Here is a 14,122-nt window from a genome sequence, read left to right on the forward strand (position 1 = left end):
TCGGTGAGCGAGAACCCGCCGTCGCAGGCGTACGCCCTCTATCACCCCGCCGTCCAGCAGTGGATCTACCAACAGGGCTGGGAACGGCTGCGTGACGTCCAGGAACATGCCGCCGGGTTGATCCGCGCCGGGCAGCGTGACGTGATCATCGCCTCGGCCACGGCCAGCGGGAAGACCGAGGCAGCACTGCTGCCGATCTGCTCGGTCCTCGCCGTCCGGCAGAAGCAGGGGCTCGGTGCCGGTGTGGCGGCGCTGCTGGTGAGCCCGCTGAAAGCGCTGATCAACGACCAGTACGGCCGGATCGCCGATCTGGCCGGCCCGCTCGGCCTGCAGGTGCACCGATGGCACGGCGACGCGCCGGCGTCCGGCAAGGCCCGGGTCCTGCGGGCGCCGCAGGGACTGTTGCTGATCACGCCGGAGTCCCTGGAGGCGCTGTTCGTCCGGCACGGCGACCGGGCACGACGCGTCTTCGGGAGCCTGCGACACGTGATCGTCGACGAGTTGCACTCGTTCATCGGCACCGAACGGGGAGCCCAGCTCCAGGCCCTACTGCACCGTGTGGAGGAGGCCGCCGGCAGGCGGGTGCCACGAGTGGCGCTCTCCGCGACTCTCGGTGACTTCGGCGGTGCCGCGGAGTTCCTCCGGCCAGGCGGCGGCACGGAGGCCGCAGTCGTCTGCTCCACCGAACCCGGCGGCGAGATCCGGCTCCAGGTCCGCGGGTACGTCGACCCGGCCCGGCCACCGGAACCAGGCAGGGAACGGGCCGACCGTGCGGCGATCGCCGACCATCTGTTCCGGACCCTACGGGAAACCGACAACCTGGTCTTCGCGAACTCGCGCGCGGCCGTCGAGGTGTACGCCGACATGCTCACCCAGCGCGCCACCCAGGCCGGGGTGCGGGCCCGCTTCCTCGCCCACCACGGCAGTCTCTCCAAGGAGGTACGCGAACACGTCGAGGAACGACTCAAGGATCCGGCCGCCCCGATTACCGCGATCTGCACCTCTACCCTCGAACTCGGCATCGACGTCGGCTCGGTGGACTCGGTCGCCCAGATCGGCGCCCCGCCGACGGTTTCCGGCCTCCGCCAGCGGCTCGGCCGTTCGGGACGCCGGCCGGGCCAGCCGGCCGTCCTGCGCGTCTACGTTGCGGAGCCGGAACTCAACGCCGGAATCGCCCCCGCCGACGCGCTACGCCCCGAACTGTTCCAGACCGTCGCCATGGTCGAGCTGTTGACCGCAGCCTGGTACGAACCGCCGGACGACACCGGCCTGCACCTGTCTGCACTGATTCAGCAGATCCTGTCGATCTGCGCGCAGCACGGCGGCGCGCGGGCCAGCCGCCTCTTCGCGACACTCTGTGACACCGGCCCGTTCCGGCGCGTCGACCGGGCCGTATTCGCGCAACTCCTGCGCGACATGGGCCAGCACCGGCTCCTTGAGCAACAGCCCGGCGGCGAGTTGCTTCCGGGCCGGGAAGGCGAGCGGCTACTGGGCCACTACAGCTTCTACGCGTCCTTTCACACCTCACTGAACTACCGTCTCGTCGCCGACGGATACACCCTCGGCTCGCTCCCGGTGGACCGCCCGATCCTTCCCGGCACGATGCTCATCTTCAGCGGGGCGCGCTGGCGGGTCCTCTCCGTGGACACCGCCCAGCGGGTGATCGAACTGACCGCCGCCGAAGCCGGCAGACCGCCCGTGTTCCCGGGCACCGGCGGTGAGATCGCCGACGAGGTTCGCCGGGCGATGTTCCGGCTGTACCGTTCCACAGAGATTCCCCACTACCTCGACGCCACCGCACGGACACTGCTGGCCGAGGGCCGGGCCGCCTTCCACGCGTACGGTCACGCGACTCGCCGTGTCTTCGCCCAGGAAGCCGGCACCCTTCTGTTTCCCTGGCGCGGCGACCGGATCATGAACACGCTCGCCGCCGTCCTCGGTATGCGCGGCCTGGTCGTGGGCCAGGACGGTCTGGCGATCACGATTCGTGACTGCACACCGGCTCGGCTGCTTCCCGTGATCCGTAGCCTGGCTACCGGCCCGGCCCCGGATCCCGTCGCCATCGCGGCTGCGGTGCGCGCGAAGCAACATGACAAGTACGACCGCTACCTGAGCGAGAATCTGCTGAACCTCGGGTACGCGGCGCGCGCGCTCGACGTACCCGGAGCCTGGGCCTGTCTGTCCGACCTCGCGGACTGCGACACCGTGGGCTGACGGATGCGGCCGGCGTGACACCCCTCCTGCAGGGGTGCCGTAGCCCAGCACCTCGCCCGGATCCGAAAGCACCTGGACCACGTCGGCGCTGCCGGTGCGGTTCGCCCGAAGCGACGGGCCTCGCCGTACACGATGTCGTCTGAGGCTCGCGGGGATCAGACGATCTGACGGAGGTCGCTGCCGTAGTCGAAGATGATGCGCAACCGGGCGCCCAGTGCTCGCGCGTACCGGCTCAGCTCAGAGTCGCCACCTCGTTGGCATCCAGGTCGCCGTTTTCGATCTGGCTCACCCGGCCGGGCGTGACTCCCATCACCTCGGCCACCTTCCGCTAGGTGAAACCGAGACGCTTGCGCTCCTCGGCGAGGTGGAACGCACTGACCCACGCCTCGGTGCGGGCGCGTTCCCATCGAGCGCGTCGTCATCCCCATCGTGCAACTCGGCACGGATGTCGTCCCAGTCATGGAAGTCGCTCATCAGCTTTCCCTCCGTTTCCTCTCGAAGGCAAGCCAACCCCCGTAGGCGACGTCGCGGCCAGATCTCGGCGGCAGCTCCTTGAGGTTGCTGATGCTCGAACCCTGAGGGTCGACCAGCGGACGCCCCAGACCCGGACCTGTCTCGGCGAGCATGTCGTCTCGGTCATGCGAACCACGAAAGCACAGGTCAAGAACGAGATCACGTTATGCGGTGGGCCGCCAGGGACTCGAACCCTGAACCTATGGATTAAAAGTCCACAGCTCTGCCATTGAGCTAGCGGCCCGCGCGCTCAGGCTACCGGACAACGCGTGTTGACCGCTCGTCGCTTCCGGTGGGTGTCGGCCGCAGCCGGGCAGGACTCCGGCGGCATGCATCAGGCGATCCTCGGGAACCGTGGGAGGCATGAGAATCGCCAGGACCCCCGCCGTGGCCGCGTCGAGCGAGGTGCCGGGTGACGACGGCGTACGCCATCCGGGCGGCGAGGTGCACGCCTGGCTGCCGGGGCAGAACCAGACGCTGTGCGGGCTGCCGCTGAGTCGTACCCGGCTGCGTCGCTTTCCGCACGTGCCCTTCGACTACTCCGCAACCGACCAGCTCACCGGAGCCGACCCGGTCGGCTGGATCTGTCCGCGCTGCCTGGCCGCCGCCGGTGGGCGCGGGGGCCGTCACCGGCAGAGCTGGGAACGGCAATCACCCCGCCCCTGAGCATCCTTCGCCGGTCGGCGGGCACGGTTGGAGCGTGCCGCACCGGGTACGCGACCGGGCATGCGGATCGTGGTGGTGGGGGCCAGCGGGAACGTCGGAACGGCCCTGTTGCGTCGGTTGCGTCGGGAATCGGGGCTGGACCTGGTCGGGGTGGCGCGCCGATTCCCCGACCCGTCGGCGGGCCCGCCGTACGACACGGTGGAGTGGCACTCCTGCGACATCGGGGAACCGGGGGCGGTCGACCAGCTCGCCGGGGTCTTCGCCGGTGCCGACGCGGTGGTGCACCTGGCCTGGCAGATCCAGCCCAGTCACGACCAGCGGCAGTTGCACCGGACCAACGTCGGCGGCAGCCGCGCGGTGGTCGAGGCGGTGCTCCGGGCGAAGGTTTCCGCCCTGGTCCACGCCTCGTCGGTCGGCACGTACGCGCCCGGCCCGAAGGACCACCCGGTCAGCGAGCGTTGGCCGACGACGGGGGTGCGCGCCTCGTCGTACAGCCGGCACAAGGCGCAGGTGGAGGAACTGCTCGACGGGGTCGAGCGGGAGCACCCCGAGCTGCGGGTCGTCCGGCTCCGCCCGGGGCTGGTCTTCCAGCGGGACGCGGCCACGGAGATCACCCGGTACTTCCTGGGGCCGTTCGCGCCGGTCCGGCTGCTGCGGTACGGCCGGCTGCCGCTGGTGCCCACCCACCGTCGGCTGCGTATGCAGGCGGTGCACGCCGACGACGTCGCGGACGCGTACGCCCGCGCGGTCCTCTCCGATGCGCGCGGGGCGTTCAACGTGGCGGCCGACCCGGTGCTCACGCCGGAACTGGTGGCCCGGCACTTCCACGGCTGGACGGTGCCGGTGGCCGCCCCGCTGCTCCGGACGGCGGCGGCGCTGACCTGGCGGGCCCGGTTGCAGCCGGTCGACCCGGGTTGGGTGCAGCTCGCCCTGGGCGTCCCGCTGATGTCCAGCCAACGGGCCGAGACCGAGCTGGGTTGGCGGCCGGAGCGGGACGCGCTGACCGCGCTGCGGGAACTCTTCGCCGGGATGGCCGACGGTGGGCACACGCCCAGCCCGCCGATGACCGCCCGTCACGACCTCGCCGGCCGCCCGGGTGGGCTGCTGCTGGGACGGCCGGCCGGGCACGGCAACCCGTACTAGCGGCGAACGCCACCGGCCCGGCACGACACGGCGACCCGAGGTGGGCGTGCCGTGCCGACCCCGGCGGCCGGTGACCGGCCGCCGGGGTCGGTGCGGGTCAGGACTCGAAGGTCCTGCGTCGGTAGAGGAGAAGCAGGGCCGCGCCGGTGGCGACGGCGACGCTGCCGAACGCCGTCAGGACGGGTACCAGCGCACCGCCGCCGCTGGCACCGGTCACCGGCAGCTCCGTGCGGGTCGGCGTCGGGGCTCCCGTGGGCTGGCCGGTCGGGCTGGCGGTGGGGGTGCCCGTGGGGGTCCCGGTCGGTTGGCCGGTCGGAGTTGCGGTGGGGGTGCCCGTCGGGGTGCCGGTGGGTTGGCCGGTCGGAGTGCTGGTGGGGGTCCCGGTGGGCGTGCCGGTGGGTTGGCCGGTCGGAGTTGCGGTGGGGGTGCCCGTGGGGGTCCCGGTGGGTTGGCCGGTCGGGCTGCCCGTGGGAGTCGCGGTGGGGCTGCTCGTCGGCTGGATGCAGACCGGAGCGGTGATGGTGTTGGTGTCCAGGGTGACGGCACCCGTCCGGGCCAGCGCACGGCCCTGGAGGGTCGCGCCGGTGTTCATGGTGATCGAGGTCTGGGCCAGGATGTTGCCGACGAACCGGGTGCCGGTGCCGATCGTGGCCGAGCTGCCGACCTGCCAGAAGACGTTGCAGGGTGAGGCGCCGTTGATGAGCACCACGCTGCTGTTGGACGCGGTGACGAGGGTCGAGGCGATCTGGAAGATGAACGCCTCTCCGGGGTTGCCCTGGGCGTCCAGCGTCAGGGTGCCGGTGAGTTGGGCGGCTGCGATCCGGTACACCCCGGGAGTGAGCGTGGTTCCGCCGAGTTCCGAGGGAAGACTCGTGAACGGGGTCCGGCCGGCGGCGTCGTTGTAGGCGGTGGTCAGGTCGTTCTGAGCCTGGAGGGCGACGGCGTCGGCGAGGTGGATCTCGCCCGCGACGAGGCCCGGTGGGAAGCCGGTGGCGCTGCTGCCCGGGTGGACGCCGAGGTCCTGCCCCAGGAAGCTCGGGCCGGTGTTGGTGACCGTGGAGCCGGCCAGCACGGAGAAGTTCGCCGCTGTGCCCAGGCCGACCGGCGCCACCTGCGCGCTGGCGCCGGTTCCGCTGAGGAGAAGCACCGCGGTGGCGGCGCAGCCGGCGGTGACGGCCGCGAGTGCCGGCAGCACGACGCGCCGACGCAGACGGAGTCGACGGTGAAGGATCGGAATGACTGTCACGATGTGGCCCTCTCATGGTGCGACTTCGGCAGTGGCCGCCATGACGGCGGTCGGCCAAGACACACGGAAGTGCAGATGTCCTTAATCGGACTTTTGCACATCAAACTCACAAGAGTGACAGAAACCTACAGAACGGCTCGAAGGTTTGGGGTTGGCGTATGTGGTCGGAACGCTGACCGGACGTCAGCCCAGCTTCGAACCGGTCACCGTGGGGTTGCGCCCCGGCTCCGGGTCGCAGTCGAAGGTGATGGTGCCGCCGGCCGCCACCGCCTTCACCACCGCGTCGGAGGTGCAGCTCGCGGCGGTGCCGTTACCGACCACCCGGGTCGGTCGGGAGGTGTCCACCATGCGTGCCTCGGCCGGCACGGCCGCGCCGCCGTTCGGGTTGCCGGCCCGCAGGACGCCACCACCGGGCCGGGACGGCTTCGGGGCCGGGCTCGCGCTCCGGCCGCCCATGCCGACCGACGCCCTCCGTACGGCACCGGGGCTCGCGGCGGCCGTGGCGGACGCGGCGGCGACCGGGATCTCGGTGGCCGGCTCGCCGCCCGGCCCGGACGGGCCGCAGCCGGCGAGGGCGACGGTCGCGAGGACGAGGAGGGCGACGGCGGGTGTCATGCGCGCCGGTCGATGCTAGGCGCTCCGGTGCCGGCCACCTACCCAGGCGCGGGAGGTCAGAAGCCGGCGCAGAGGTACGGCAGCTCGCGTGGGAAGAGGCGACGCAACTCCAGCATCGCGTCGACCGGTACGTCACCGAGCTGCCGCACCACCACCTCGGCCGGGTCGAGTGCCCCGTACACCAGGGCGGAGAGTCCGGCGGCGGTGAGCGTGGCGGCCGGCGGGTCGACCGCGCCGAGGGACGCCCCGGAACGGATCTCCAGCTGCCCGGTCGTTCCGTCCAGCAGGAACGTCCCGGCGAGCCACCGGTCCCCGATCAGCTCGACCTGGCAGCACCCGGCCCCGGCGGGCAGCCCGGCCAGCGCGTCCATCGAGAGCACCCGGGCCATCGGGGCGGACTCGTCCGGCCTGGTCACCCGGGTCTCGCAGACCACGCCCAGGTCGGTGGCCCAGAGTTCGGGCAGCTCGTCCGGGGCGACCACCACGCTCACCCGTTCGACCTGGTCGACGTGCCGGGCGAGGAACTGCAACAGCAACGCGCGGCCGAGAGGGCTGACGGCGAGCAGGTGTCCACCGTCCAGAGTGCCGCCGTAGCCGTCGATCCGGTAGGTGAGCAGGCCCTCGGTCACCCCGTTGACCCGCGCGGTCACCAGCCAGCGGTTGTCGTCCTCGCGCACCCGGATGCGGCGGTACTCGGGAAGGACCGCGAAGCCGTGCCGCTGCACCAGGCAGCGCTCGTGGAAGGCGGAGTACTCGTCGTATCCGGTACCGGTCCGTTGCCAGGCCAGCTCGCCCGGCAGCTCCACACGCAACAGCTCGGCGAGGTCGCCCGGAGGGAACGTGGCGGTACGCGGCGCGGGGAGGTTGACGTAGCCGAACCGCTCGTAGAACGAGGGTCGGAACGGATAGAGCGCGGAGAGCACGTGCCCCTCGTCGCGCATCTCGTCGAGCAGCTGGTGCATGAGCGCCCGGACGTGGCCCTGGCGGCGGGCGAGCGGATGACTGGCGAGCCCGGCGACACCGGCCATCGGCAGCACGTTGCCGCGCAGGTTCTGCCGCATCGGGACGGCGGAGGCGCAGGCCAGGGTGGTGCCGTCCGCCTCGGCGACGAGCGTCCGGTTGCCCTCCTGGTACGGCAGCCAGTCCCGCATCGCCTCGGCGTCGTCCGCCGCCCGGGGCGTCTCGTCGAAGGAGTACGCCTGGAGCGGGAAGCTGGTGGTCAGGCGTTCCTCGGCGGTAAGGCGACGGATGCTCATGTGTCCATCCCAACCCCGCTCCCGGAGCCCCGCAACCCGATTCGTTGGTCGGCCGTCGGCTCAGACCTCGGTGACGTCGGAGATCACGACCGTGACGTTGTCCGGCGCGCCCGCCTGGTGGGCCAGTTTCACCAGCTGTTCGGCACACTGCTGGCGGTCCCCGTACGTGAACACGGTGTTCGCGACCGTGCCGTCGTCGACGTAGTCGGAGAGCCCGTCGCTGCACAGCAGCAGACGGTCACCGGGCAGGACGCTGTACCGGGCGATCGACGGCGGCGCGTCGATCCCCTGGACCGCCCGGGTGACCAGGGACCGCTGGGGGTGCTGGCGGGCGGCGGCGGGAGTGACGGTCCCCTGGTCCACGAGGGCCTGGACGAAGGTGTCGTCCCTGGTGAGCTGGTGCAGCGCACCCTCCCGGAGCAGGTAGCACCGGGAGTCGCCGACCTGGGCGACGACCAGGACGTCCCCGGCGAGCAGAGCGGCGGTCAGCGTGGTGCCCATGCCCTCGCGTGCCGGCTCGGCGTCGATGGCCGCGCGGATGCGCAGGTTGGCGGTCTGCACGACGGCGCGGAGCGCGTTCTCCGCCTCGTCCGGCGTCTCGGGGGGTATCAGCTCGTCCAGGATCCGGATGACGATCTCGCTGGCGACCTCCCCGGCCGGCAGTCCACCCATCCCGTCGGCCACCGCGACCAGCCGCTCCCCGGCGAGGGCGGAGTCCTCGTTGTTGGTCCGGACCAGGCCGACGTCGTTCAGGATGGCCGAGCGGAGGATCAGCTTCATAGGTGAAGTCTGCCAAGAAGACCGTGCCCGCGTCTCCACCCCATGGTCGCCCCGGGCCGGCGTGGCTCCCGTTCAGTCGCGTGGATAGCGCAACAGGAGGCTCGCGGTGACCTCCTCGTCACCCACGGCGGCGTAGCAGTGCGGCACGTCCGACGTCCAGCGCAGGTGCCCGCCGGCGGCGGCGGACAACGGCGCGTCCACCGGACCGGCGCGGAGCACGCCCGCGAAGACGGTGACGTGCTCGGTGACCCCGGCCCGGTGCGGGGGCGACACCTGGCCCGGGCCGGGGGCGACCCGCATCCGGTACAGCTCGTACGTCGCCCCGGCCTCGGTGAACACCTCGAGCAGGGTGGCGCGCACCGCGGCCCCGCGTACCGAGGGCGCGCTCGCCGGTCCGGCCAGCACCGCACCCAGGGGTACGCCCAGCTGCGCGGTCACCGCGTAGAGCGTCTCCAGGGTCGGGTTGCGGGTGCCGTTCTCCAGGCCGGAGAGGGTGGCCTTGCCGACACCGGCCGACCGGGCCAGGGTGGAGAGCGAGATGGCCCGTTCCTCCCGGAGCAGTCGGACCCGGCGGCCGATGGCGGCGGCACCCTCCTCAAGGCGGCCGGAGTCGGCGGCTTCCTGCTGGGGGACCGGTGGTCGGTCGGCGGTCGGCATCCCGCTATCGTGCATCATGCGGCTGTTCCGTATACGGAACAGCCGCGGAGGGAGGCGACATGGCGGGCGTCCTGCAACCCGTGCTGGCCGGTGTGGTGACCGCCCTGGTCGGCTTCGCCAGCTCGTTCACCGTGGTCCTGGCCGGGCTCCGGGCCGTCGGTGCCACCGAGACGCAGGCCGCCTCGGGGCTGCTCGCGGTCTGCGTCGCGTCCGGAGCCAGCGCCGTGTGGCTCGGTCTGCGGCACCGGCTGCCGATGAGCATCGCCTGGTCCACGCCGGGGGCCGCGCTGCTGGTGGCGACCGGTCCGGTGGCGGGCGGCTGGCCGGCGGCGGTCGGCGCGTTCGTGGTCTCCGGCCTGCTGATCGTGGCGGCCGGTCTCTTTCCACCGCTGAGCCGCGCGGTCGCGGCGATCCCGAAGCCGATCGCGGGCGCGATGCTGGCCGGCGTCCTCCTGCCGCTCTGCACGGCACCGGTCCGGGCGCTGGTCGAGGTGCCCGCGCTCGCCGGGCCGGTGGTGGTGGTCTGGCTGCTGCTGCACCGCTTCGCCCGCCGCTGGGCGGTGCCGGGGGCACTCGTCGTCGCGGTGGTGGCGATCGCGTCGACCACGCCGCCCGGTCGGCTCGGGGGTGCCGGGCTCGGGCCGGTGTTCGACCCGACGTCGCCGGCTTGGAGCCTGCCGGCCCTGGCCGGGCTGGCGGTGCCACTGTTCCTGGTCACCATGGCCGCGCAGAACGTACCGGGCATGGCGGTGCTCACCGGGTACGGCTACCGTCCCCCGTTCGGGTCCGCGCTACGGGTCACCGGGTTGGCCAGCATGGCCGCCGCGCCCGTCGGCGGGCACGCGGTCAACCTGGCGGCGATCACCGCCGCGCTCGCCGCCGGCCCGGACGCCCATCCCGACCCGGACCGCCGTTGGATCGCCTCGGTGACCGCCGGCGTCGGACTGGCCGTGCTCGGCCTCGGCGCGGGGGTGGCCACCACGCTGGTCCTGCTCTCGCCCCCGGTGCTGATCGAGGCGGTCGCCGGCCTGGCGCTGATCGGGGCGCTGGCCACCGCCCTGACCGCGGCCGTCGCCGAGCCGGACGCGCGCGAGGCGGCGGTGGTCACCTTCGTGGTCACCGCCGCCGGAGTCACCCTGCTCGGGATCGGCGGTGCCTTCTGGGGACTGCTGGCCGGTGGGGTGATGCTCCTCCTGTTCCGCCGCAGGCCGGAGCGCCCCGTCCCGCCGGACCGTCGCTCCGAGCCGGAGCAGGGGGAGAAGCCGGAGCGGGGGAGGTCCCTGGAGAGTGCCTTTGGAGCTGCCCGCACAGACGGGGCACCGCGAGACTGACCGCTGGGCCACCAGCGGCTCCGGCACCCGCAACCCGCCGGAACGGACTACTCCTCGCGAGCGAGGTCGGCGGCGGGGACGGTGAGACGTACCTGCCGGTCGGAGACGGCGGCGATCTGCTCGGCGAGTGCGTAGGTCGCCCCGTCCGATCCGACGATCTTCAAGTAGCCGCTGCGCAGCAGCCGGGCCGCCAGGTCGGCCGGCACGTCCGGTTCCTCGGCCGCCACGGACTCGATCAGCTCGTCCAGGCTGCTGCCCGGGTCGGCGGTCGGGGCCTCCACGGTCACCGCGTTCGGGTCACCCCGCTGAACGAGGTCCACCGTGCCGACCTCGGTGCCGGTCGCGTCGACGACCCGCATGCCGGTGGTGACCCGTCCGATGGTCGTCTGCGTGTCGGTGCCCTGTCGCGTCATGGTGGCGCGGTTCCCAGCCGGCCACGCCGCTAAACGCCGGGCGGGCGCGGGGAGAGCTCACGCCAGGTGTCGGTGCCGTCGAGCAGGGCCCGGACCGTCTCCTCCGCCTCCTCGGCGCTGTCGTACTCGTAGAACCGGGAGACGCCCTCGGCGCCGCCGGCCCGCTGTTCGACGTACCACCGGTCGGCGTCGACCCGGAGGAAGACGTCCCGCCGGGCCAGCCGCCCCCATTTGCCGTTCCACCAGTGCTTCCGCTGCTCCATGGCGGCACGATATCGAACACGCGTACGAAAGATGCCGGCCCCTGCGGGAATCCCGCAGGGGCCGGTGTGCATCGGCGGGTCAGCGCGGGGCCGGCGGCTCCGGCCGGCGGCCGAGCACGTCGTCCAGCGCGCCGCGCTGCTGCCCAGGGGTGGTGTGCCCGGCGGCGACCAGGGCGTCCCGGATCTCGGTGAGCAGCCGGACCTCCTCGCTCGGTGCCTTCGGCGGCGGCTCCTCGCCCCGCTTGCGCCGCTCGGCGAGCTTGTTCATCGGGAAGACGACCAGGAAGTAGAGCGCCGCCGCGGTGAGCAGGAACGTGATCAGCGCGTTCACGAACGCCACCCAGTCGAACGGGATCTCCCGGAACATCGGGGTCGAGCCCTTCAGGCCGTTCTTGCTGCCGGTGAGCAGCGCGATGAGCACCCGGACCAGGGGCTCCAGGAACGACTTGGTGAGCTGCGTGACGACCCCGGTGAACGCGGCACCGATGACGACGCCGACCGCCAGGTCGACGACGTTGCCGCGCATGATGAAGTCCTTGAACCCTTTGAGCATCTACCACTCCCACGTCCGGTCTCGGTTCCGGACAACCTATGCCCCGGCCTGGTGCTCCAGGAACGCGCCCGCTTCGTGCGCCGCCCGCTCCGGGTCGCCCGCGTGGATCGCCGCCACCAGGCGGCTGTGGTCGGTGTACCGTTCGGGTTCCAGGGAGCCGCTCGCCTGGGCGACGGAGGCCCGCATCGCGGTGCCCACCGAGGCGTACAGCTCCGCGAGCATGGTGTTGTGGGCGGCGGCCACCACCACGACGTGCAACCGGGCGTCGGCCTCCACGAACTCCTCGAACCGGCCGTCGCGCCAGGCCGTCTCCCGCTCGGCCAGCGCCGCGTCGAGCGCCGTCAGGTCCTCCTCGGTACGCCGGAGCGCGGCCAGCCGGGCCGCCTCCACCTCGAACGCGCGGCGTACCTCGACCACCTCCGCCATCCGGTCGTCGGTGAGCCGGCGGGCCACCACCGGGGCCAGTTCGTCGGTCGACACCACGTACGTGCCGGAGCCCTGACGGCACTCCAGCACCCCGGCGTGCACCAGTGCGCGGACCGCCTCCCGGACGGTGTTCCGCCCCACACCGAGCGCGGCGACGAGCTGCGGCTCGGTCGGTATCCGCCCGCCCAGCGGCCACTCCCCGCCGAGGATCCTCCCCCTGAGCTGCTCGATCGTCTCGCTCACCCGGCGCCCGCGCGGCGGCACGGGTGGGGAATGGCCGGACGGTGTCACTGGTTACAACCCACGCCGGAATTCATCCCATGATTGTAGGTTCGAGGTCATGACCCCGCCAACAGCCGCCCTCGCGGGACCCGACGTGGCCCCCGACGCCCCCGTGGCGACGCCCGCCGCCGCACAGCGCCCCGACACACGGGCCACCACCGACACCTCCGCCAGGGGCGTCCGTCCGGGTACCGGGGGCCTGCTGGTGCTCGCCGGGATGCTCCTGGTCGCGCTCAACCTGCGGGCCGCCATCACCAGCCTCGGCGCGCTGCTCGACGAGGTCCGCACCGGGCTGGCGCTCTCCGGCGCGGTGGCCGGGTTCGTGACCACGCTGCCGACCATCGCGTTCGCCGTGTTCGGCGCGTTCACGCCGTGGCTGGTCCGGCGGGTCGCCCCGGCCCGGGTGCTGGTCGTGGCGATGGTCACCCTCGCCCTCGGGCAGTTGCTACGGGTCCTCACCGACTCCGCCCTGGTCTTCCTGATGGCCAGCGCGCTCGCGCTGGCCGGGATCGCGGTGGCGAACATCCTGCTGCCGATGCTCGTCAAGCAGTACTTCCCGCACCGCACCGGGCTGGTCACCGGGGCGTACACGGTGGCGTTGACCCTCGGCACGACGGTGGCCGCCGCGGCGGCGGTGCCGGTCGCCCACGCGTTCGGGTCGTGGCGGGTCGGACTCGGGGTCTGGGCCGGACTGGCCCTGGTGGCCGTACTCCCGTGGACGCCGCTGGCACTGCGGGCCCGGGCTGCCGCGCGGCGGGCGGGACGGACGGCACAGGCGTCCCCCCGGTCGCGGATCCGGCCGGAACGCACCCGGCTCGGGTGGGCCATGGCGCTGTACTTCGGGGCCCAGTCGCTCAGCGGGTACGTGGTCATGGGCTGGCTGGCCCAGCTCTTCCGGGACGCCGGTTACCAGCCGCAGGACGCCGGGTTGCTGCTCGCCGGGGTGACCGCGTTCGGCGTGCCGGTGGCCCTGGTCATGCCCGCCATCGCCACCCGGCTGCGCACCCTGCGCCCGCTGGTGCTCTTCCTGTCGGGGGCGGCGACCCTGTCCTACCTGGGCCTCGCGTTCGCACCGCACGACCTGGCGCTGCTCTGGGTGCTCCTGCTCGCCATCGGCCAGGGCGCGTTCCCGCTGATCCTGACCACTATCGGCCTGCGGGCCCGCACGGCCGAGGGAACCGTGCAGCTCTCCGCGTTCGCGCAGAGCACCGGGTACGTCATCGCCGGGCTCGGCCCACTGCTCGTCGGCATCCTCTACGAGGCGACCGGGGGCTGGCAGGCGCCGATCGCCTTCCTGCTCGTCGCCCTCGTCGTGCAGACCTGCGCCGGGCTGGCGATCTCCCGTCCCCGCTACATCGAGGACGAGTGACCGGACGGGCGGCGCGTGGGACGGCGGGCGCTCAGGAGGCCGGGGTCGGCTCCCCCGCCACGGCCTCGTCGACCGTCGGGTACGTCTGCAACACCTCGACCAGTCCGCTGACCTCGAGGATGCGCAGCACCCCGCGCTGCGGCGCGGCGAGGCGCACCACGCCACCGGCCTCGTCGCAGCTGTTCTTGGCGCGCACGAACACCGAGAGCCCGGTCGAGTCGCAGAACGAGACCTCCGCCAGGTCGAAGACCAGCCGGCTGCGCCCCTTGTCGAGCAGGTCGGTGATCTGGTCCTGGAGCTGAGGGGCCGTCGCCATGTCCAGCTCGCCCCCGACCGACACCACGACCACGTCGCCGCGCTGTTCCGTGTGCACCGTCAACGACATCCGCCAGACC

15 protein-coding genes and 1 tRNA gene are annotated in these 14,122 nt (G+C 72.6%); 5 read left to right on the plus strand and 11 right to left on the minus strand.

Annotated features, from left to right (window positions below; translation table 11 throughout):
• The first annotated feature begins 3 nt into the window (after positions 1 to 3).
• A complete protein-coding gene (locus GA0074694_RS08205; RefSeq protein WP_218105649.1) occupies positions 4 to 2,214 on the plus strand; it encodes a DEAD/DEAH box helicase in 2,211 nt (736 codons plus the stop codon).
• A 685-nt stretch (positions 2,215 to 2,899) separates the two neighbouring features.
• On the opposite strand, the gene GA0074694_RS08215 is transcribed toward GA0074694_RS08205, so the two are convergent.
• Positions 2,900 to 2,971, minus strand: a tRNA-Lys gene (locus GA0074694_RS08215).
• Positions 2,972 to 3,090: 119 nt separating this feature from the next.
• Between GA0074694_RS08215 and GA0074694_RS08220 the strand changes: the two genes are divergently transcribed.
• Complete coding sequence (locus tag GA0074694_RS08220) at positions 3,091 to 3,393, plus strand: hypothetical protein (RefSeq protein ID WP_091454894.1); 303 nt, start codon at positions 3,091 to 3,093, stop codon at positions 3,391 to 3,393.
• Between the two features lie 60 nt (positions 3,394 to 3,453).
• On the plus strand, positions 3,454 to 4,536 hold the full coding sequence (locus tag GA0074694_RS08225) for an NAD-dependent epimerase/dehydratase family protein (protein WP_091454897.1): 1,083 nt from the start codon (positions 3,454 to 3,456) through the stop codon (positions 4,534 to 4,536).
• Positions 4,537 to 4,633: 97 nt separating this feature from the next.
• Here GA0074694_RS08225 and GA0074694_RS08230 read toward each other — a convergent pair whose 3' ends face one another.
• The 5 genes from GA0074694_RS08230 to GA0074694_RS08250 form a co-directional block, all read right to left on the minus strand.
• A complete protein-coding gene (locus GA0074694_RS08230; protein WP_245714593.1) occupies positions 4,634 to 5,731 on the minus strand; it encodes an ice-binding family protein in 1,098 nt (365 codons plus the stop codon).
• A gap of 234 nt (positions 5,732 to 5,965) precedes the next feature.
• Positions 5,966 to 6,397, minus strand: a complete 432-nt coding sequence (locus tag GA0074694_RS08235; protein ID WP_091454900.1) for a hypothetical protein — start codon at positions 6,395 to 6,397, stop codon at positions 5,966 to 5,968.
• 56 nt (positions 6,398 to 6,453) lie between these two features.
• On the minus strand, positions 6,454 to 7,653 hold the full coding sequence (locus GA0074694_RS08240; protein WP_091454905.1) for a GNAT family N-acetyltransferase: 1,200 nt from the start codon (positions 7,651 to 7,653) through the stop codon (positions 6,454 to 6,456).
• A gap of 60 nt (positions 7,654 to 7,713) precedes the next feature.
• On the minus strand, positions 7,714 to 8,433 hold the full coding sequence (locus tag GA0074694_RS08245; RefSeq protein ID WP_091454909.1) for a PP2C family protein-serine/threonine phosphatase: 720 nt from the start codon (positions 8,431 to 8,433) through the stop codon (positions 7,714 to 7,716).
• Between the two features lie 72 nt (positions 8,434 to 8,505).
• Entirely contained in the window at positions 8,506 to 9,090 is a 585-nt protein-coding gene (locus GA0074694_RS08250; RefSeq protein ID WP_091454914.1) for a helix-turn-helix domain-containing protein, read from the minus strand.
• Positions 9,091 to 9,149: 59 nt separating this feature from the next.
• Here GA0074694_RS08250 and GA0074694_RS08255 point away from each other — a divergent pair, with 59 nt between their 5' ends.
• On the plus strand, positions 9,150 to 10,421 hold the full coding sequence (locus tag GA0074694_RS08255; RefSeq protein ID WP_091454916.1) for a benzoate/H(+) symporter BenE family transporter: 1,272 nt from the start codon (positions 9,150 to 9,152) through the stop codon (positions 10,419 to 10,421).
• Positions 10,422 to 10,468: 47 nt separating this feature from the next.
• Here the strand turns inward: GA0074694_RS08255 and GA0074694_RS08260 are convergent, their stop codons facing one another.
• From GA0074694_RS08260 to GA0074694_RS08275, 4 genes are all read right to left on the minus strand, one after another.
• Positions 10,469 to 10,834 carry a hypothetical protein gene (locus GA0074694_RS08260; protein ID WP_091454920.1) on the minus strand — a complete coding sequence of 122 codons (366 nt, stop codon included), beginning with the start codon at positions 10,832 to 10,834 and terminating at the stop codon, positions 10,469 to 10,471.
• Between the two features lie 29 nt (positions 10,835 to 10,863).
• Positions 10,864 to 11,097, minus strand: a complete 234-nt coding sequence (locus GA0074694_RS08265; protein WP_091454923.1) for a hypothetical protein — start codon at positions 11,095 to 11,097, stop codon at positions 10,864 to 10,866.
• Between the two features lie 79 nt (positions 11,098 to 11,176).
• Positions 11,177 to 11,650 carry a large conductance mechanosensitive channel protein MscL gene (mscL, locus tag GA0074694_RS08270; protein WP_091454927.1) on the minus strand — a complete coding sequence of 158 codons (474 nt, stop codon included), beginning with the start codon at positions 11,648 to 11,650 and terminating at the stop codon, positions 11,177 to 11,179.
• Between the two features lie 36 nt (positions 11,651 to 11,686).
• The gene (locus tag GA0074694_RS08275) at positions 11,687 to 12,367 is read right to left on the minus strand and encodes a FadR/GntR family transcriptional regulator (protein ID WP_091454930.1); all 681 of its coding nucleotides are present in this window, start codon (positions 12,365 to 12,367) and stop codon (positions 11,687 to 11,689) included.
• Positions 12,368 to 12,416: 49 nt separating this feature from the next.
• On the opposite strand from GA0074694_RS08275, the gene GA0074694_RS08280 reads away from it, so the two are divergent.
• Positions 12,417 to 13,727, plus strand: a complete 1,311-nt coding sequence (locus tag GA0074694_RS08280) for an MFS transporter (protein ID WP_091454933.1) — start codon at positions 12,417 to 12,419, stop codon at positions 13,725 to 13,727.
• 31 nt (positions 13,728 to 13,758) lie between these two features.
• Here GA0074694_RS08280 and GA0074694_RS08285 read toward each other — a convergent pair whose 3' ends face one another.
• On the minus strand, positions 13,759 to 14,112 hold the full coding sequence (locus GA0074694_RS08285; RefSeq protein ID WP_091454936.1) for an STAS domain-containing protein: 354 nt from the start codon (positions 14,110 to 14,112) through the stop codon (positions 13,759 to 13,761).
• Positions 14,113 to 14,122: the final 10 nt, after the last annotated feature.

The organism is Micromonospora inyonensis, assembly GCF_900091415.1.
GTDB lineage: Bacteria > Actinomycetota > Actinomycetes > Mycobacteriales > Micromonosporaceae > Micromonospora > Micromonospora inyonensis.